At 63.9% G+C, this 16,026-nt stretch carries 18 protein-coding genes; 5 read left to right on the top strand and 13 right to left on the bottom strand.

The genetic code is table 11. The annotated features are described in order from the left end of the window. The first annotated feature begins 10 nt into the window (after window positions 1–10). Both J2X15_RS12380 and J2X15_RS12375 read left to right on the top strand, forming a co-directional pair. Window positions 11–625, top strand: a complete 615-nt coding sequence (locus tag J2X15_RS12380) for a glutathione S-transferase C-terminal domain-containing protein (protein WP_310343277.1) — start codon at window positions 11–13, stop codon at window positions 623–625. 107 nt (window positions 626–732) lie between these two features. Then, window positions 733–969, top strand: coding sequence for a hypothetical protein (locus J2X15_RS12375; protein WP_310343275.1), 237 nt, complete (start codon window positions 733–735; stop codon window positions 967–969). Window positions 970–975: 6 nt separating this feature from the next. On the opposite strand, the gene J2X15_RS12370 is transcribed toward J2X15_RS12375, so the two are convergent. The 8 genes from J2X15_RS12370 to J2X15_RS12335 all read right to left on the bottom strand — a co-directional run bounded on the left by J2X15_RS12370 (window position 976) and on the right by J2X15_RS12335 (window position 7,972). Beyond that, on the bottom strand, window positions 976–1,425 hold the full coding sequence (locus tag J2X15_RS12370; RefSeq protein ID WP_310343272.1) for a nuclear transport factor 2 family protein: 450 nt from the start codon (window positions 1,423–1,425) through the stop codon (window positions 976–978). Then, on the bottom strand, window positions 1,422–2,201 hold the full coding sequence (locus J2X15_RS12365) for an SDR family NAD(P)-dependent oxidoreductase (RefSeq protein ID WP_310343269.1): 780 nt from the start codon (window positions 2,199–2,201) through the stop codon (window positions 1,422–1,424). Before J2X15_RS12365 ends, J2X15_RS12370 begins: the two co-directional genes overlap by 4 nt. Window positions 2,202–2,276: 75 nt before the next feature. Next, window positions 2,277–2,816, bottom strand: a complete 540-nt coding sequence (locus J2X15_RS12360; RefSeq protein ID WP_310343267.1) for a DUF3833 domain-containing protein — start codon at window positions 2,814–2,816, stop codon at window positions 2,277–2,279. Further along, on the bottom strand, window positions 2,813–4,105 hold the full coding sequence (locus J2X15_RS12355) for an MFS transporter (protein WP_310343266.1): 1,293 nt from the start codon (window positions 4,103–4,105) through the stop codon (window positions 2,813–2,815). Before J2X15_RS12355 ends, J2X15_RS12360 begins: the two co-directional genes overlap by 4 nt. Continuing rightward, entirely contained in the window at window positions 4,102–4,596 is a 495-nt protein-coding gene (locus tag J2X15_RS12350) for a chalcone isomerase family protein (RefSeq protein WP_310343263.1), read from the bottom strand. The genes J2X15_RS12355 and J2X15_RS12350 overlap by 4 nt, the downstream gene beginning before the upstream one ends. 10 nt (window positions 4,597–4,606) lie before the next feature. Further along, entirely contained in the window at window positions 4,607–5,842 is a 1,236-nt protein-coding gene (locus J2X15_RS12345) for a cyclopropane-fatty-acyl-phospholipid synthase family protein (protein WP_310343256.1), read from the bottom strand. 42 nt (window positions 5,843–5,884) lie between these two features. Continuing rightward, window positions 5,885–6,676: a DUF1365 domain-containing protein gene (locus J2X15_RS12340; RefSeq protein ID WP_310343254.1), complete on the bottom strand. Its 792-nt coding sequence runs from the start codon at window positions 6,674–6,676 to the stop codon at window positions 5,885–5,887. 3 nt (window positions 6,677–6,679) lie between these two features. Next, the gene (locus J2X15_RS12335; protein ID WP_310343252.1) at window positions 6,680–7,972 is read right to left on the bottom strand and encodes an NAD(P)/FAD-dependent oxidoreductase; all 1,293 of its coding nucleotides are present in this window, start codon (window positions 7,970–7,972) and stop codon (window positions 6,680–6,682) included. 158 nt (window positions 7,973–8,130) lie between these two features. Here J2X15_RS12335 and J2X15_RS12330 point away from each other — a divergent pair, with 158 nt between their 5' ends. Then, a complete protein-coding gene (locus J2X15_RS12330) occupies window positions 8,131–9,000 on the top strand; it encodes a ferritin family protein (protein ID WP_310343249.1) in 870 nt (289 codons plus the stop codon). Here the strand turns inward: J2X15_RS12330 and J2X15_RS12325 are convergent. After that, window positions 8,983–10,212: an HD-GYP domain-containing protein gene (locus J2X15_RS12325; protein WP_310343246.1), complete on the bottom strand. Its 1,230-nt coding sequence runs from the start codon at window positions 10,210–10,212 to the stop codon at window positions 8,983–8,985. The genes J2X15_RS12330 and J2X15_RS12325 overlap by 18 nt on opposite strands. 82 nt (window positions 10,213–10,294) lie before the next feature. Here J2X15_RS12325 and J2X15_RS12320 point away from each other — a divergent pair, with 82 nt between their 5' ends. Then, entirely contained in the window at window positions 10,295–10,789 is a 495-nt protein-coding gene (locus tag J2X15_RS12320; RefSeq protein ID WP_310343243.1) for an adenylyltransferase/cytidyltransferase family protein, read from the top strand. A 32-nt stretch (window positions 10,790–10,821) separates the two neighbouring features. Here the strand turns inward: J2X15_RS12320 and J2X15_RS12315 are convergent, their stop codons facing one another. The 4 genes from J2X15_RS12315 to J2X15_RS12300 all read right to left on the bottom strand — a co-directional run bounded on the left by J2X15_RS12315 (window position 10,822) and on the right by J2X15_RS12300 (window position 14,188). Then, the gene (locus J2X15_RS12315) at window positions 10,822–11,571 is read right to left on the bottom strand and encodes a flagellar filament capping protein FliD (protein ID WP_310343240.1); all 750 of its coding nucleotides are present in this window, start codon (window positions 11,569–11,571) and stop codon (window positions 10,822–10,824) included. Window positions 11,572–11,879: 308 nt separating this feature from the next. Beyond that, window positions 11,880–12,536, bottom strand: a complete 657-nt coding sequence (locus J2X15_RS12310) for a hypothetical protein (protein ID WP_310343237.1) — start codon at window positions 12,534–12,536, stop codon at window positions 11,880–11,882. A 96-nt stretch (window positions 12,537–12,632) separates the two neighbouring features. Then, a complete protein-coding gene (locus tag J2X15_RS12305) occupies window positions 12,633–13,001 on the bottom strand; it encodes a hypothetical protein (protein WP_310343236.1) in 369 nt (122 codons plus the stop codon). 353 nt (window positions 13,002–13,354) lie between these two features. Next, window positions 13,355–14,188 (bottom strand): DMT family transporter, encoded by an 834-nt coding sequence (locus tag J2X15_RS12300; RefSeq protein WP_310343233.1) that lies wholly within the window; start codon window positions 14,186–14,188, stop codon window positions 13,355–13,357. Between the two features lie 136 nt (window positions 14,189–14,324). Between J2X15_RS12300 and J2X15_RS12295 the strand changes: the two genes are divergently transcribed. Further along, entirely contained in the window at window positions 14,325–15,992 is a 1,668-nt protein-coding gene (locus tag J2X15_RS12295; RefSeq protein ID WP_310343231.1) for a phospholipase D-like domain-containing protein, read from the top strand. Window positions 15,993–16,026: the final 34 nt, after the last annotated feature.

Genomic DNA, 16,026 nt, shown 5'->3' with positions numbered 1-16,026 from the left:
CCAAGACCCCATGAAATTACTCGGATCCACTTCCAGCCCCTATGTTCGCAAAGTCCGCGTCGTGATGGCCGAGAAGAAGCTCGATTACGCCTTCGTCACCGAGGACGTGTGGGCGGCAGACACCAGCATCGCCGAGTCCAATCCGTTGGGCAAGGTGCCCTGCCTGATCATGGAAGGCGCGGAAGCCTTGTTTGACTCCCGCGTCATCGTCGAGTACCTCGACACGCTCTCCCCTGTGGGCAAGTTGATCCCGTCCGTGGGCCGTGAGCGTGCCGAAATCAAGACCTGGGAAGCCCTGGCCGATGGCCTGATGGACGCTGCCATCCTGGCGCGCCTGGAAGCCACCTGGGCTGGCCGCAGCAAGGCGCAGCGCAGCCAGGCCTGGATCGACCGCCAGATGGTTAAGGTCAACGATGCGGTGAAGGCCATGGCCCGCGGTTTGGGCGAGAAGCCGTTTTGCGCCGGTATCCACCTGAGCCTGGCTGACATTGCCGTGGGCTGTGCGCTGGGTTACCTGGACTTCCGTTTCCCCCAGATCGACTGGCGCACCGAGTACCCCAACCTGGCCAAGCTGGTTGAGAAGCTGGCGCAACGCCCGAGCTTCGCCGACACGGTTCCGGCCTAGGGTTGGCGCGGCCTGGCGGCCCAAAAGCGGCTGCCAGCCCTGTTTTTACAAGGTATTGCACAAAAACACTGGCCAAAACCCAGGCCAGTGCTTACAGTCGGCCCACCATGGCGACTTTTAAGACCATTTACAAGTGCCGCGAATGCGGTGCTACCAGCTACCAGCCGGTGATTGACCGTGCCGCCAACGGGGCCCTGAAGCCCACCGGCGAGTACAAATGCACCGGCTGCCGCAACGTGTTTGCCACCCTGCGCGCTTGGTGGGAACCGCGGCGCCCCGTAGAGTTTCACCAAGACTTTCAGGGCAGTAAATTTGGCAACCAGGCCAACGCCACCGGGCGCTGATCCCGTCTAGCTGTTGGCTCTTTTCTTGAGCCAGCGCATCACACCGCCCACCACGGGCAACTTCTCGTACAGCTCTTCCGCAGCGTCCCAGTAGTCGCGGTGCAGCGTCACCAAGCCGGTGGTGTCAAACACCAGGTGCGAGCCGCCCAGAATCACTTGCTCCTCCCCCGGCCGAAAGCGCAGGAAGCGAAAGCGAAATTCCCACGTCAGAAAACACTGCTGCCCCTGCACGATGCGCTCGCGCACGACAAAGCGGGGCGCTTCTAGCGCTTCAAACATGTGGGCAAAGATGTGCGTGATGGCGTCCACGCCCGTCACATCATTGAACGGGTCCTTGAAGCGCGCATCGGCTGCGTAGAACGCGGGCAGGGTCGCCACCGAGGCGGGTGTGAGGGTTTCAAACAGGGCCACCACGCGGGTGACGGCCTCGTCGCAAGTAACAGAGGATGCGTTCATAGGGTCGCGCGGCTCACCAGGTAAAAGTAGGCCCGGTACGGTAACACCTGCAGGGCTTTGAGCCACAGGGTGAACCGTTTGGGGAAGTGGATCTCGAAGAGGCCCCGCGCCCATCCCGCCAATATGGCTTGGGCCGCTTGCGCCGGGGTCAGCAGGGCGGGCATGTCAAAGTCGTTCTGCGCCGTCAGCGGGGTTTGCACAAAGCCGGGGTTGATCAGCGACACGCCAATCCCCTTGTCGTGCAGGTCCAGGTACAGCGTCTCGGCCAGGTGGATGAGGGCAGCCTTGGTGGGGCCGTAGGCCAGACTGTTGGGCAGGCCGCGGTAACCCGCCACGCTGCCCACCAGTGCGATGTGGCCCGTGCCACGCGCCAGCAGGGCGGGCAGCACAGCGCTCAGCACATACAGGGCGCCGGTGTAGTTCACCGCGGTGTGGCGCTGCAGGTCGGCCAGGTCCAGCGCCGTGGCGCGCATGGCGGCGTAGTGACCCGCGCAGTACAGCACGCAGTCCAGCGGGCCGCGCGCCAGCAGATGGTCGGCCGCCGCGTGCACCGCGGCGGCGTCGGTCGCGTCCAGCGGCAGCGCCGTGCTGCCGGGGTGCGCCGCCACAAAGGCCTCCAGCGCCTGGGCCTTGCGCGCCGACACCACCACGTGGGCACCCAACGCGTGCAGGGCGGCCGCTGTCGCCAGCCCGATGCCGCTGGAGGCGCCGACGATCCAGACGGTCTTGCCACGCCAGTCGCGCAGCGGGGGATTCAGGGGTTGAAGGAAGGGCATGGGAACAACCTTTGCTCTTGTTTTGATAGCTGCTCGCGCAATGGATATCGGGGTTGGGTGCCGATTTGGCTTGTCTTAGGGGCGTTTGGTGAACGACAGCGTCACCTCACCCAGCCGCACGCCGAACTTGGTCATGGTGGCCTTGTTGAGCATGACGGTGTCGGTCATCAGGTACATCCAGTCGTCGAACGTGACGTCGTAGACGGACCCATCCACCGGCAAGCTCAGCGTGTAGGTCCAGTAAAACGCGTTGCCACGTGCCTGGCCCTGGGCGGTGCCCACCACGTCGTCGGCGGTGCCGGTGTAGCGGCCATCAGGCAACTTTTTCAGGCGCCACACGCGCTTTTGCTTCGTGCCATCGGAGTAGCTGAAGTCTTCGTCCAGCACGCCCGCATCGCCCTGCCAGCTGCAGCGCATCACCACGGTGAAGCGTTTGACCACCGCGCCCGAGCGGTCGGTGAACACGCCGTACGCGTCGAGCACGCCATTGAAATACTGCCGCAGGTCCAGCACCGGTTTTTCCTGGCTGTATTGGTCAATGCGTTGGGTGCTGCAGCCGCCCAGCGCAAGCGCGCTGGCTGCGGTGGCGGCGCTGAGAAGCAGGCGTCGTTTCATGGGGTCTTTCGGATGACGAGGAAGTAGAGCAATGCGGCAGCCACGGCTTTGAGTGCGCAGGGCAGCAGGCAGTAGGCGATGGTGAGTACCTGCAAGGCGGCCGGGTCGCGCGTGCCGGGCGTGTAGCCCCACAGGCCCAGCAGCGGCAGCGCCACACCGGCGGCCAGCGCGAGGTTGAGCTTGGTGGCAAAGTTCCACCAGCCAAAGTAGGCGCCCTCGGTGCGGCCGCGGTCCCCAGCGGCGGCAATGGTGCCGGCCAGGAGGGCACCGGGCAAGGCCAGGTCGGTGCCCAGTGCCACGCCAGAGAGCACACACACAGCCACAAAATGCAGGGTGTCGCCGGCGCCTAGCTGCGTGGCAAACACAAACACTGCCATGGACAACACCATGCCCACCAGCCAGGTGCGCGCCAGGCCCAGGCGTGGCACCACGCGCAGCCACACAGGAAGGGCCAAGGCGGCGCAGACAAAGTAGCTGCCCAGGAACATGGCTTCCATGCCGGCCGGGGCTTGCAGCCGGTCTTGCACAAAAAACAGAATCAGCGTGGCTGGCACGGCGCTGGCAATGCCGTTGACCACAAACACCGCCAGCAGCGCGCGAAACGCGGGTCGGGTGAATGGCAGCCAGACCGACGCGGGCTGGCCGACGGAGAAGCCTGCTTCGGCTGCGCTGGCGGCACCCACGGGGGGCTGGCGTGCCACGCGCCAAGCAGCCCAACCCGCACCAAGTGCTATCAAAAACAGAGCTGCTGTCGCAGGCAATCCGAGGGCTAGCGGTGCAATAGATGCCAAAACCACGCCCAGCAGGCCCAGGCCTTCACGCCAGGCCACCACGCGGCTGCGCTGTACCTCGTCCCCTCCCAGCCGCGCGCCCCACGACTGGTGCAGGATGCTGAGTGCGCTGTAGGCCGCGTAGGTGATGACCAGGCAGGCCGTGGCCCACAGCACCAGTGCGCCGCGGCCGTGGACGGGCGGGAAGAACAGCAGTGCAAAACCTGCGCCCAGCACGACGCAGGCCAGCGCGGCCCAGGCCAGCACGGCCCGCAGCGACTGGGCAAACAGCCGGTCGCTCCAGCGGCCCAGCAGCGGGTCGATCAGCGCGTCGAACAGGCGTGCGGCCAGCAGCACCGCGCCCAGTGTGGCCAGCGGCACGCCAAAGGCCGTGGCGTAATGGTTGGGCAGCGTGACGTAGAGCGGCAGCGCCACAAACGCCAGCGGCAGGCCCATGAGGCCATAGCGCCAACTGGCATGCCAGTTGAACGGCGCGGTGATCACGGTGTTGCGGGTCATGGCGCCAACCCCGCCAGCAGCTCAGCACGCAGGCGCGGCTCGCTGGTCCAGGGCGCGAGCCAGATGCCAAGGAACTGCGGACCAAACGCCGGGTCGGCCACGGTGGCGCGCAGCGTGCCATTGAAGAAAAAGCGGGCACCTCCGCCCGGCGTGTGCAGGCCGGTGAGACGGTCGCCCTCTTTCACATCGGGAAAGGCCTCCACCATGGCCTGCAACCAGCGCTGTTCGGTGGCGGCGTCCATGGGGCCGCCGCGGCGCATCTCCTGCAGCGAGCGTTCCGCGATGGCCTGGCCCTTGAGCGAGCGCAGGTAGCGCAGCTCTAGCGCCAGGGGGAGGGCGGCATACTGCGCGGCCTCAAAGCCCGGCGCCACCCACAGCTGCGCGTCGTAAATGGAGAGGCCAAAAAACCGCATGCGCGTAGCGCCGGCAGCCTTGGCCTGCGGCAGCTGGGCCTGCACTTCTGGTGGCATCGCAGTCTGGGCGTGGCGCATGGCGGGGGCTTCAGGCTGCGCGCTTTTGCAGCGTGTACTGCACCACGTCAATGTTGCGTTCATCGAAAGCGGCTTCGCAGTAGGCCAGGTAAAACTCCCAGATCAGCATGAAGCGTTGGTCAAAGCCGGCCGCCATCACACGGTCACGTTCGGCCAGGAAGGCATCGCGCCAGCGGCGCAGGGTCTCTGCGTAGTCAGGGCCAAAGGCGTATTCGTCCACCACCTCCAGCCCTGCAGCGCGGGCCTGCGCGCGGAACTCGCGCGGGCATGGCAGGCAGCCACCGGGGAAGATGTACTGCTGGATGAAATCGGTGGAGGCGATGTAGCGGTCAAATAGCGCGTCGTCGATGACGATGCTTTGCACGCAGGCGCGGCCACCGGGCTTGAGCAGCTGGGCCACGCTGGCGAAGTAGGTGGGCCAGTACTCGCGACCCACGGCCTCCACCATTTCGATGGAGCAGATCGCGTCAAACGGCGCATCGGCAATGTCACGGTAGTCCTGCAGCCGCAGCTCGGCCCGGTCTTGCCCGCCAAAGCGCTGCATGCGCTCACGCGCAAAGGCCAGTTGCTCGGTGCTCAGCGTCACACCGGTGATGGACGCGTTGAATTCGGTGGTCGCCATCTCGGCCAGTGCGCCCCAGCCGCAGCCAATTTCCAGTACACGGTCACCGGTTTGCACACCGGCCATGGAGAGCGCGCGCCGCACCTTGGCCTTTTGCGCCTCGGCCATGGGCTGGTCCGTGTTGCCTGCGAAGATGGCGGACGAGTAGTTCATGGTCTCGTCCAGCCACAGCGTGTAGAAGGCGTTGCCCAGGTCGTAGTGGGCGTGGATGTTCTTCTGGCTGTTGGCCTTGGTGTTGCGGTTCAGCAGGTGCTTGATGCGGTAGAGCAGGCGCCCGGCCCAGGTGCCGTAGATCACGCCTTCCACCTCGGCACGGTTTTTTACCAGCACGCGCAGCAGCTCGGTCAGGTTCGGCGTGCTCCAGTCGCCGGCGATAAAGCTTTCGGCAAAGCCGATATCGCCCGACTTGAGCGCCGCGCTGCAGACATTCCAGTTGTGCAGCTGCAGGCTGGCGTGCGGCAGTGCCTCGCCGCCAAAACGCTGCATGCTGCCGTCGGGCAACTGCACCGTCAGACTGCCATGGCGCAGGTGTTGCAGCAGCTTGAGCACGGTGCGTGCGGCAGCCGGGGTGTCACGGGGCAGCGTGAACGAGGGTGCGGTGGAGGTGATGCTGTTGGTGTTCATGGGGCTTCTGACGCGGTCATGCAAAAGGGCAAATGGGTGGGGTTAGCGGGTGGTCAAGCTGGTGGGTGGCAGGGGCTTGCGGAAGAACGGGACTCGTTTGAGCCACAGCCGCAGCGCTTGCCAGTGGATGCGTGCCACCACACCCAGCGTCATGGCCGGGTAGGCCCACAGCGCGCGGCGCACGCTGTGGGCGTTCAGCGGCTCCAGCGTGCCGCTCACGCTGGTTTCGATCAGCGGGCCTTGGGCGTCGTCGTAGTCCACGCGTGCCACCGTGCGGTGCAGGTCAGACGTCAGCATGAAACGGAAGCGGTAGCCGCCCTCGACTGGGCAAAACGGAGACACATGGAACACCTTGTCCGCGCGCAGCTCGGCGCCGTAGTGGGGCTGGTCCAGCAGGTAGCAGTGGCGCTCGCCAAAGGGGTTGTTCACCTCCACCACGATGACGCGCAGGCTGCCATCCGTGCGGTGGCAGTACCAGAAGCTCACGGGTTTGAAGGTGAAGCCCAGCACGCGCGGGTAGCAGTGCAGCCAAGCCTCACCATCGGCATCCTCAATGCCTTCGGCGTGCAGCAGCGCGTCCAACCAAGCCAATGCACCGCCCTGTTCGGGGCCGCGGCCATCGCCATGGTCGCGGTCATAAAAGCTCAGTGCTGCCCAGCGGTTGCGCGCCAGCGCGCCGGGGCCCTGCGCTTGCAGGCTGCGCAGCGGCAGCATGAGGAAGTAGGTGCCGTAGGCAAACGCATGGTGGGCGGGCCGCAGCCGCGTGTGGCGCACCTGCCCGAAACCCAGCAGGGCTGTGTGGGGCGTCGGGGGCACGTGCGTGGCTTGGGTCATGGCTCAGGCTCCGCCCGCCAGCACGACCTGCAGGCGCTTGGCCACCTTCAGGCCAGACTTCAGGCCGTCTTCGTGAAAGCCATAGCCGGTCCAGGCACCGCAGAAGTAGGTGTGCTGCTGGCCTTGCAGCGCGCCCACCTCGCCCTGCGCGCGGATGGCGGCCAGGTCAAACACCGGGTGGGCGTAGTCAAAGCTGCCATGCACATGTTCAGGCGCAATCTCGCGCACCGGGTTCAGCGACACCACCACGCTTTGCGTAAACGGCAGCGGCTGCAGCATGTTCAGCAGGTAGTGCAGGCAGACGCGGGCGGAGTCTTGCTCACCGTCGGCACTGCGCTCGTAGTTCCAGGCGGCCCAGGCGCGGCGTGCCCGCGGCAGCACCGTGGTGTCGGTGTGCAGCACAGCGCGGTTGGCTTGGTAGCGGATGGCGCCCAGCGTGGCGCGCTCCTGCGCGGTGGCGTCGGCCAGCAGCGCCAGCGACTGGTCGGAGTGGCTGGCCAGCACCACCTTGTCAAAGCGTTCGGTCTGGCCCTTGCTGGTGATTAGCACGCCGTCGGCGGTGCGCTCCACCAACTGCACCGGCGTGTTCAGGCGTTTGTCGGCCACCTGCGCCACGATCTTTTGCACATAGTGTTTGGCACCACCAGTCACGGTCCACCACTGGGGGCGGTTGCTGACCTGGATCAGGCCATGGTTGTGGCAGAAGCGGATCATGGTGGCCACGGGGAACTGCAGCATCTGGTCGGTCGGGCAGCTCCAGATACAGCCCAGCATGGGCAGGAAATACCAGTCACGGAACTCGGCGCTGAGCTGGTGCTGGTCCAGAAACGCGCTGAGGGGTTGCATCAGCTCGGCCTCGGCATTGCGCTCTGCAATGTGTGTTGCCAGACGGTTGAAGCGCAGCACATCGCGCAGCATGCGTAAAAAACGGGGGTTGACCAGGTTGCTGCGCTGGGCGAATACCGTGCTGAGCGTGGAGCCGCTCCACTCCAGTGGGCCACCGGCCTTGGCACCGGGCACCTGCACCGAGAACGACATGTCGGACTTGGCGGTGTCCACGCCCAGTTCGGCCAGCAGGGCGATGAGATTGGGGTAGGTGCGCTCGTTGAACACCAAGAAACCTGTATCGACACCATGCGTCACCGGACCTGTGGGGCCGGGCAGCGTTACGTCCACCGTGTGCGTGTGGCCGCCAAAGTAGCTGCCGGCTTCGAACAGCGTGAGATCGGCCTGGCCGCGCAGCGTGTGGGCGACGGCGAGGCCGGAGATGCCGGAACCAACGATGGCGATTTTCATGATTTGAACTATAAAGTAATTTTGTGACTGTATGGTAATTTATCGGATTGACGGGTCACAATCCAGGCCAAGGCCTTGGTTTGTCACGAAAAAGCCATAGCTGTGTCAAGGTGTTGACATACGGCCCGACTAAAATTCAAACGCATTGAAAGGTTGCCATGCTCTACCCTGAACTCTTCAAACAGCTGGAATCGGTCCGTTGGGACATGGACAAGGACATTCCCTGGGATGCGTTCGACGCCAGCCAGCTCTCCGACGAGCAGGCGGCCACCATCAAGATGAATGCCATCACCGAGTGGGCTGCGCTGCCCGCCACCGAGATGTTCCTGCGTGACAACCGTGGCGACAGCGACTTTTCCGCCTTCATGTCCATCTGGTTCTTTGAAGAGCAAAAGCATTCGCTGGTGCTGATGGAGTACCTGCGCCGCTTCCGCCCCGACATGGCACCTACCGAGGAAGAACTGCACGCCGTGCGCTTTGAGTTCGACCCCGCGCCCGTGCTGGAAACGCTGATGCTGCACTTTTGCGGCGAGATTCGCCTGAACCACTGGTACCGCCGTGCCAGCGAATGGCACACCGAACCCGTCATCAAGGCGATCTACACCAAGCTCAGCCAGGACGAAGCCCGCCATGGCGGTGCCTACCTGCGCTATATGAAGCGCGCGATCAGCAATTTCGGTGTGGAGGCCAAGAGCGCGTTTGCCAAAGTGGGCGTGCTGATGGCATCGGCCCGCCGCACGGCCCAGGCCCTGCACCCCACCAATCTGCATGTGAACAAGGCCTTGTTCCCGCGCGACACCGTGCAAAGCCGCCTGCCCAACCCCGAGTGGCTGGAGCACTGGCTGGACAAGCAGATTAATTTCGACGCCGTGTGGGAAACCAAGGTGGTCGAGCGCATCCTGCACAACCTGAGCCTGCTCATGGAGCGCAGCTTCACCACCGTGCAAGAGCTCAACAAGTACCGCAAAGAGCTGGCACGCGAACTGGGCGCCTCACTCGAAGCCGTGGCCTCACCACGGGCGGTCTGAAGTCGGAACCGCGGTGAGCGGCAGCAGCCGCTCCAGGTTGATCTGCACCTTCACATCGCGGTGCGCCACGCTGGCCACAATGCGGTATTCCTTGAGGCTGGAATCGCGGATGGTGGGCTCCACCGTCGGAATGCCCGAGCGGTTCACCAGCACGGCCACGCGCGGCGTGGTGGTGTTGGCACCGCGCTTGATCACCACCGCAATCTCATTCGTCGCCAGCCGTACGTACGAGCCCGGCTGGTAAATCCCCACGGCCTTGATCAGCGCCGCCCCCGCTTCGTCAATCGCCTTCACTTCATCAAAGTAGCAGGCCTGCATGGCCGCGGCCGGTGCCAGCGGCACGCGTGCGGCGCGCGGCGCCAGGCGCGCGGCAAACATGTCGGCGCGCTGGATCAGGCGCGCCAGGCGTTGGGGCCGGGTGCGGTCGGCCAAGCGACCTGGTGCCTGCCGGTGGTGGTCGCGCACGGCGGCCAGCCAGTCGTGGTCGCCCACGCCCATGGCCTGCAGCATCTGGGCCGAGCGCTCGGCGTGGGTGTCGATGGCTGCGCGCTGCGTGGCCGTGGGCGCCTCCAGCTGAATGGCCAGGCGGTCCTGCAGATCCGTCATGCCAATGTTCATGGTCAGCGCGGCCTGGGCCACCAGAATCTGGTCGGCCTCCGGCCAGTTCAGTACCTCCTTGGCGGCCAGGTGGCACATCACGCTGACCAGCATGGCGTGCGTGGCGCTGTACATGCGCGTGTCGGTGGCGGAGAGGTAGATCAGCGCAAACAGCGTGCCATCGGCGTTGCGCTGCATATTGCGTTGCAACTGGCGCAGCAGGCGCACCATGCGCTCGCGGAACATGGCGGGCAGGGTCTCGCGCAGCAGCGAGTTGGCCACTTCCTGCAGGTCCAGCCAGTCCATGCGGTCGTCCGCTGCGGCGCGTTCGGCGGCTGTGGTGTCGTTGGTGATCTGGGTGCCAGCAATCTGGCCCAGCGTTTTTTCGTCGCGCACCAGGCCGTGCAGGCGCTCCACATAGGCGCGGTGGTGGGCTTCGGAGTCGGCCACATCAATGTACAGGCCGCCGCCGCGCTGGGAGATCTCGTCCAGATCCTGGCGCGTGGCCACCACAAAGGCCTTTTTGGCCAGTAAAACGCCGTTCTTGTCCATCAAGGGGAACGGCAGCGGCTGACCGATGCGGATGGATTCGACGTTGACGGGAACTAGGTGCATAGAAGTCGGCGAATTATGCAATGCGCGCACGCGTGGCCCGGCCGGCGATTCGGCAAAACGGCGTGCTGCTAGCATCTTCGTCATGGAATCTATCGACCAGTCTCCCGCTTTTCTTCAAAAAATCGTGCCGTCGGACGCTTTGGCGGCCGCCTTGGCGCATTTGCCCCGGCCCTGGGTGTTCACCAATGGGGTGTTTGACGTGCTGCACCGCGGCCATGTGATGTACCTGGCCCAGGCCCGCGCGCTGGGCGGTAGCCTGATCGTGGCGCTGAACACCGATGCCTCCGTCAAACGTCTGGGCAAGGGCGACGACCGGCCGCTGAACGCCGAGGCTGACCGCGCCATCGTCATGGCCAGCCAGGAGGCCGTGAGTCTCGTGACTTGGTTTGGCGAAGACACGCCAGTGGAAATCATTGCCCAGATCCGCCCCGACATCCTGGTCAAGGGCGGCGACTACGACATGGCCAAGCTGCCTGAGACGGCGCTGATGGAGTCCTGGGGCGGGCGGGCGCTGGCGCTGCCGTTTGTGCAGGGCTACTCCACCACCAAGCTGGTGCAGAGGATTCGGGCGGGCTGAGCGACGCGCTGCACACCCGCCTTGGGTCGCAACTAGCGGCTTTGCTGGTAGACCGACACGCCCCAGTTCGTCCAACTGCCAAAGCCCGTGTTGCTCTGCGTGGGGCTGGCGCCTTGCCCGAGCGCGCTCAAGGTGGCTTGTTGGCTTTTGAGAATGCCGGAGCGCTGGTTCAGCGTGGACAGGGACAAGCCCACATTGCCATTGCCAGCCAGCTCCTGCGTCGCCGCGCTGAAGACCTGCTGGCCCAGCTTGTTCAAGGTGGCGCGCACAGCGGCAGGGTCTGCCTTTTGTGCGGCGTCTAGCTGTTTGGTGTCCAACACCAGGCTGCCGCCCGTGTTCAGGCTGAAGCCCACCTTCTTGAGAGCATCCACCGCGGCCGAGTCCGCGCCCAACGCACGCAGCAGGTTGTTGCCGGTACGGCTGGCACTTTGCGCCGCCGCGGGTTCGCCGGGTTGCGCGGCGCTTGTCTTGGCGCTGGCCAGGGCCGTGTTGAAAGCGCTGGTGAAATCACTGGCAGCAGACTTCTGCGCCGCCGCCGTGCTGGTACTGCCCAAAACACCCAATCCACGCGCGGCTATCTGCGTGCCTGACACGGCGGACTGCAGTTTGCCAAACGTGGAGAGTTGCGCGGTGGTCGTATTCACCTGCGCCTGAATGCGTTGGTCCGCCTTTTTGAGCCCTGCCTGCGCCACCAAACTCAAGCCACCCGTGGCCTGCGTGCTGGCGCTGGCCCCCAGGTACTGTGTGGCTGCATGGGCTTTGACAAAGTCGTTGATGTTCATGGCGTATGCGTCCGCAAAACTGCGTGACGCGACCAAACCAGTCTATTCCTATGTGGAGGTGCTGGGAAGTGGCCTGCCCGTTGGCATGGTTATGGATGTGGATGTCTGCCGGGGTTAGGTTGCATGCAGCTGCCTTGCGTCAGGTGGCTGATGCGGCTTGGGGTGGATCGGCCGGGGGATTCCGCACCGCTTAGCTGAGGCAACAATAGACGGCGGATTCAACCGGTCGATGCAACACATTCGCTGCGCTCCGAAGCGGGTCCGGTTGTACGAGGGGTTAGGCGTCAGTGCGCTGCTAAGTGCTGGGGTCAGTGATCGGCGGTCTCCAGCCATTCTGCGAAGCGTCTGATCTCTGAGATCACCGTATTGAGCTTTTCTGGCGTGACGTGTATGGTCAGTGGAAGAAGCCAACTGTATTCTCCGGAATCGAGAGAGGAGTTCAGTTCCACTTCCTGGCGCGAGACAAAAACGGGGCTCGGCAGCTTTTGTAGGTCGCTGTCTGTCCAGTGCGTGTCGTGAGTGGTAATCTGGTCCGGGTGTTGAACGCGATTGCGCGCCAGAACCAGTTCTTCGAGCAGGGCGAGACTGCAGCCGCTATCTTCGAACTCTATTGAGAAGATCTTGCTGAAATAAAGTTGATACCCAGCGAACCATCCCTTCTTCTTGAAGATGGGTTTCAACGACTCGTCAACCGGTCGGCCAAGTTGGCACTCCCATGTCTTGAGATAGAGATGGAGTGAGGCCGATAGCATCGAGAGACATGATTTCCCAAGAACCTGCAGGGAATCCTCTGCTTCTAGCCACTCGAACAGAAACGGTGGCTCGCCATCTTCTGAACTGTTGCCCACAAAGGGTTCTTCCTTTGCGTCAATCTTTCGCTTGCGTTCTACGAACGGAGCGGACGCCTCACGGTAAAACTGTTCGACAAACTTGAGCCGGCGTTCAAGGAAGTAGCGAATGTTCACGGGATGTTCTCTGACGCTTAACGTAGAGCTAGCCGGCGCTGCGCGGCTTTATCGCGCAGCGTCCAGCGACTGAAAGGAGCGAGGTTGAGCGCCGGGTTAGGACTCGACATGCCGAAGAAGCTCTTCATAGTGATTAAGTACCTTTGCTACGGCGTCTTCTGTTTTGTAACCATCTGGGCCAACGGCATCATGGTATACGCGGTAAAGCGGCCCGTCTTGCCCATCGTTTGTATTGATGTAGTAGTAATCACCGCTTCCAATCGAGCACCAAGCAACTGGAACATAGCCATCTTTCGAGACGCCGAGTCCCGGCCAGAAATTTGTCGATTCGTTGATAGATTGCGCTTCGGTGAGGAACCGCATGTCTGCGCCAAGCGTCGATAAATCAACCTCCTCGCTGAGGCAAGCGGACTTGCCTGCCAACTGATGGTTGTCGACAAACTGGTGCCAATAAAACGGAAACATTAGCGCAAGAGTCTTAACGTGATGTAGGTGAGCGGATATTCTGGGCGCCCAGGATATCCGACGGGACATACCCGAATTCCACCTGCGGATGCTCATGGGCAATGAAGCTGCAAGGTGTATGTAGCCTTGATCCGTAGCCAATTCCCCAAGAAAGTGAAGTCATTTCCGTCCCCTTAAACCCTGTCGCCTATCCTGGCGAAATTTGGTCAATGCCGAGTTGATTTTTTCGACTGTAGCCCAGTCGACAACATACCTAAATGTCGGCTTCCGCCGCAAACCGGCCCCGCCCATCCGGCAGTGTGAAACACAACGTCAGCGCATCCGCTGCAGCTGACACGCCCTAGTCCGCGCCCTTAGCGCGGCTTATAGACGTTGACCAGGTTGCCCCCCAGCATCAGTGCGGCACCCACCAGCAGCATGGGCTTGAAGCCCTCGCCATACAGCGCCATGCCCACCACGCCAATCAGCGGCAGGCGCAGAAAATCCAGCGTTACCACCACGCTCACCTCGGCGGTCTTCATGGCGTGGGTCAGGCAGAAATGGGCGCTGAGTGCACTCAGGCCAATCAGCGTCAGCCACACCCACTGCAGCGGCGTGGGTACCACAAAATGGCTGGCGCTCAGCAGCAGGCCCAGTGGCAGCTGCACCAGACACATGTAGAACAGGATGGTGAGTGGGGCTTCGGTGGTGGACAGCGCCTTGGTCGCGACATACGACAGCGCGTAGCAGACCGCGGCGCCCAGCACGTAGAGCGCCGCCGGGTTCACGATGTCGCCGCCAGGGTTCAGGATCAGCACCACGCCGATGGAGCCCAGCGCAATCGCCACGGCCTTGCGCGTGGTCAGCTTTTCTTTGAGGAACAGCGCCGCAATGAGCAGCGTCCACAGCGGCGTGGTGAATTCCAGCGCAAACACCTGCGCCAGCGGCAACAGGCCAATGCCCAGAAACCAGCCGTACTGGCCGACAAAGTGAAACAGGTTGCGCCCCACCTGCAGCTTCAGCCGCTGGGTGCGAAACAGTTCGGGTTTGCCCGTGCGCCAGATGACGGCGCTGACCACCAACAGCCCGATCACGCTGCGCGACAGCAGGATCTGGAAGGTGTTGATACCACCGGCCAGCTCGCGCCCGCCAATGGCCATCAGGCAAAACGAGACCAGGGCACCGGTCATCCACAGAAAAGCACGCATGGGATTCAGACAACAAGAAAAGGGTGAAAGGCTTCGCGGCGGCCAGCCAGGTGCACGGGCAGGTTGCTACGAAAAATATAGCTGCTCGCGCAACATCGACGGGGGCTAGAGGCCTATTTTTATCACAAGTGGCTGGATGGTGTGGCGTCGCACGCTGTTTGCCAAGCGTTTCGCTACAGTGGTCTGCACCATGCCGTCCCTGCGCCTTCCCCCCTCCTTGGCTGCAGAGCGCCAGCGCGGGGTGGGAGCCGGTGTGTGGCGCTGGCTGGCCGGGGCGCTGCTGTGCGCTGTGCTCACCGGCTGCGCCTCGCTGCCCAGCGCGGTGGACCGGCCGGTTTCCTCCGCCCTGGCCAACCCGGCCGAGACGCGGCTGGGCGCCGCGGTGGCGGCGCGGGCCCAACAGGCGGGTACGCGCAACGACTCGGGCTTTGCGCTGGTGGGCGATGCGGAGCTGGCCTTCAGCAGCCGCATGGCGCTGATACAGGCAGCGCAAAAGACGCTGGACCTGCAGTACTACGCCATCTTTGCCGACGAAACCACCGAGCGCATGTTTGACGCGCTGCGCGACGCGGCGGCGCGCGGCGTACGCATTCGCCTCCTGCTGGACGACTTCAACACCTCGGGCAAAAACGCCCAGGTGCTCCGGCTCGCGTTTGAGCCGAATATTGCGTTGCGCCTGTTCAACCCACTGCCGGGCGGGCGCGGCTCCATGGTGGGGCGGGTGCTCAGCAACCTCAAGGACACGGCACGTATGCAGCGGCGCATGCACAACAAGATGCTGGTGGCCGACAACGCCGTAGCCATCACCGGAGGGCGCAACCTGGGCGAGACCTACTTTGGCCAGGGCCAGGACAGCAACTTTGTGGACCTGGATGTGCTGGCCGCGGGCCGCGTCGTGCGCGAGCTCTCCCACAGCTTTGACCTGTACTGGAACAACCCGCTGGCCTATCCGGTGGAATCGTTGATGACCGCGAAGGAGATTGACGCCCTGAAACCCCCACCGGTGCAAGACGCCGTCATGGCGCCAGCGGCGTTGCCGGCTACCGGCACCCCGCCCGAAACCACCGACCTGCGTTTGTTGACCTGGACCTGGGCGCCCTCGGCGCTGTTGGTGGACAAGCCCTCCAAGATTGCGGGCGATGCAGACGCCACCGAAGCCGCGCAAGACACTACGGTCGACGGGCTGCTACAGCTCATGGCGCAGGCGCGGCGCTCGTTGCTCATCGTGTCGCCCTACTTTGTGCCCGGTGAGCGCATGCTCAAGGCCTTTGCCGACCTGCGCCGGCGCGATGTGCAGATACGGGTGCTGACCAATTCCCTGGCGTCCAACGACGCGCCAGCCGCCCACGTGGGCTACGCCCGTTACCGCCGGGCGCTGCTGGGGCTGGGCATAGAGCTGTACGAAATGCGGGCGGAGCAGCGGGGCACCTTCCGCAGCTTCGGCGCATCGGCCCTGGGCAGCGGCAATGCCGGGTCACGCGCCAGCCTGCATTCCAAGCTGGTGGTGATGGACGATGCGCTCTTGGTGGTGGGCTCCATGAACCTGGACCTGCGTTCGCAGTTGCAAAACAGCGAGGTGGCCATCGCCATCCGCAACCGTGCGATTTCTGCGGAAGCCACGCGCCTGGTGGAGCCTACGCTGGCCCGCGACGCCTACCGCGTGGAACTGCGTGACCAGCAACTGTGGTGGCGTGCCCCGCCGGGTGCAGTCTTCCCCGATGCGTCGGCGGAGCCCGACGCCAGCCTGGGTCTGCGGTTCATCACCACGCTGATCGCTCCCTTTGCGCCTGATGAGATGCTATAAAAACAGGAGCTGCTCGCGCAATGTTTGCGGGGGC

Source organism: Rhodoferax saidenbachensis, from assembly GCF_031457975.1.
GTDB classification, from domain to species: Bacteria; Pseudomonadota; Gammaproteobacteria; order Burkholderiales; family Burkholderiaceae_C; genus Allorhodoferax; species Allorhodoferax saidenbachensis_A.
The sequence above is the reverse complement of the archived record's forward strand: the minus strand, read 5'-3'. Positions and strand labels throughout refer to the sequence as shown.

Excerpts from the sequence above, each read along its gene's own strand:
- J2X15_RS12315 (WP_310343240.1), bottom strand. The coding sequence starts at position 11,571 with ATGAACATCAACGACTTTGTCAAAGCCCATGCAGCCACACAGTACCTG.
- J2X15_RS12300 (WP_310343233.1), bottom strand. The coding sequence starts at position 14,188 with ATGCGTGCTTTTCTGTGGATGACCGGTGCCCTGGTCTCGTTTTGCCTG.
- J2X15_RS12295 (WP_310343231.1), top strand. The coding sequence starts at position 14,325 with ATGGTGTGGCGTCGCACGCTGTTTGCCAAGCGTTTCGCTACAGTGGTC.
- J2X15_RS12365 (WP_310343269.1), bottom strand. The coding sequence starts at position 2,201 with ATGCCCTTCCTTCAACCCCTGAATCCCCCGCTGCGCGACTGGCGTGGC.
- J2X15_RS12370 (WP_310343272.1), bottom strand. The coding sequence starts at position 1,425 with ATGAACGCATCCTCTGTTACTTGCGACGAGGCCGTCACCCGCGTGGTG.
- J2X15_RS12355 (WP_310343266.1), bottom strand. The coding sequence starts at position 4,105 with ATGACCCGCAACACCGTGATCACCGCGCCGTTCAACTGGCATGCCAGT.
- J2X15_RS12350 (WP_310343263.1), bottom strand. The coding sequence starts at position 4,596 with ATGCGCCACGCCCAGACTGCGATGCCACCAGAAGTGCAGGCCCAGCTG.
- J2X15_RS12305 (WP_310343236.1), bottom strand. The coding sequence starts at position 13,001 with ATGTTTCCGTTTTATTGGCACCAGTTTGTCGACAACCATCAGTTGGCA.
- J2X15_RS12380 (WP_310343277.1), top strand. The coding sequence starts at position 11 with ATGAAATTACTCGGATCCACTTCCAGCCCCTATGTTCGCAAAGTCCGC.
- J2X15_RS12375 (WP_310343275.1), top strand. The coding sequence starts at position 733 with ATGGCGACTTTTAAGACCATTTACAAGTGCCGCGAATGCGGTGCTACC.
- J2X15_RS12340 (WP_310343254.1), bottom strand. The coding sequence starts at position 6,676 with ATGACCCAAGCCACGCACGTGCCCCCGACGCCCCACACAGCCCTGCTG.
- J2X15_RS12320 (WP_310343243.1), top strand. The coding sequence starts at position 10,295 with ATGGAATCTATCGACCAGTCTCCCGCTTTTCTTCAAAAAATCGTGCCG.
- J2X15_RS12335 (WP_310343252.1), bottom strand. The coding sequence starts at position 7,972 with ATGAAAATCGCCATCGTTGGTTCCGGCATCTCCGGCCTCGCCGTCGCC.
- J2X15_RS12360 (WP_310343267.1), bottom strand. The coding sequence starts at position 2,816 with ATGAAACGACGCCTGCTTCTCAGCGCCGCCACCGCAGCCAGCGCGCTT.
- J2X15_RS12325 (WP_310343246.1), bottom strand. The coding sequence starts at position 10,212 with ATGCACCTAGTTCCCGTCAACGTCGAATCCATCCGCATCGGTCAGCCG.
- J2X15_RS12345 (WP_310343256.1), bottom strand. The coding sequence starts at position 5,842 with ATGAACACCAACAGCATCACCTCCACCGCACCCTCGTTCACGCTGCCC.
- J2X15_RS12330 (WP_310343249.1), top strand. The coding sequence starts at position 8,131 with ATGCTCTACCCTGAACTCTTCAAACAGCTGGAATCGGTCCGTTGGGAC.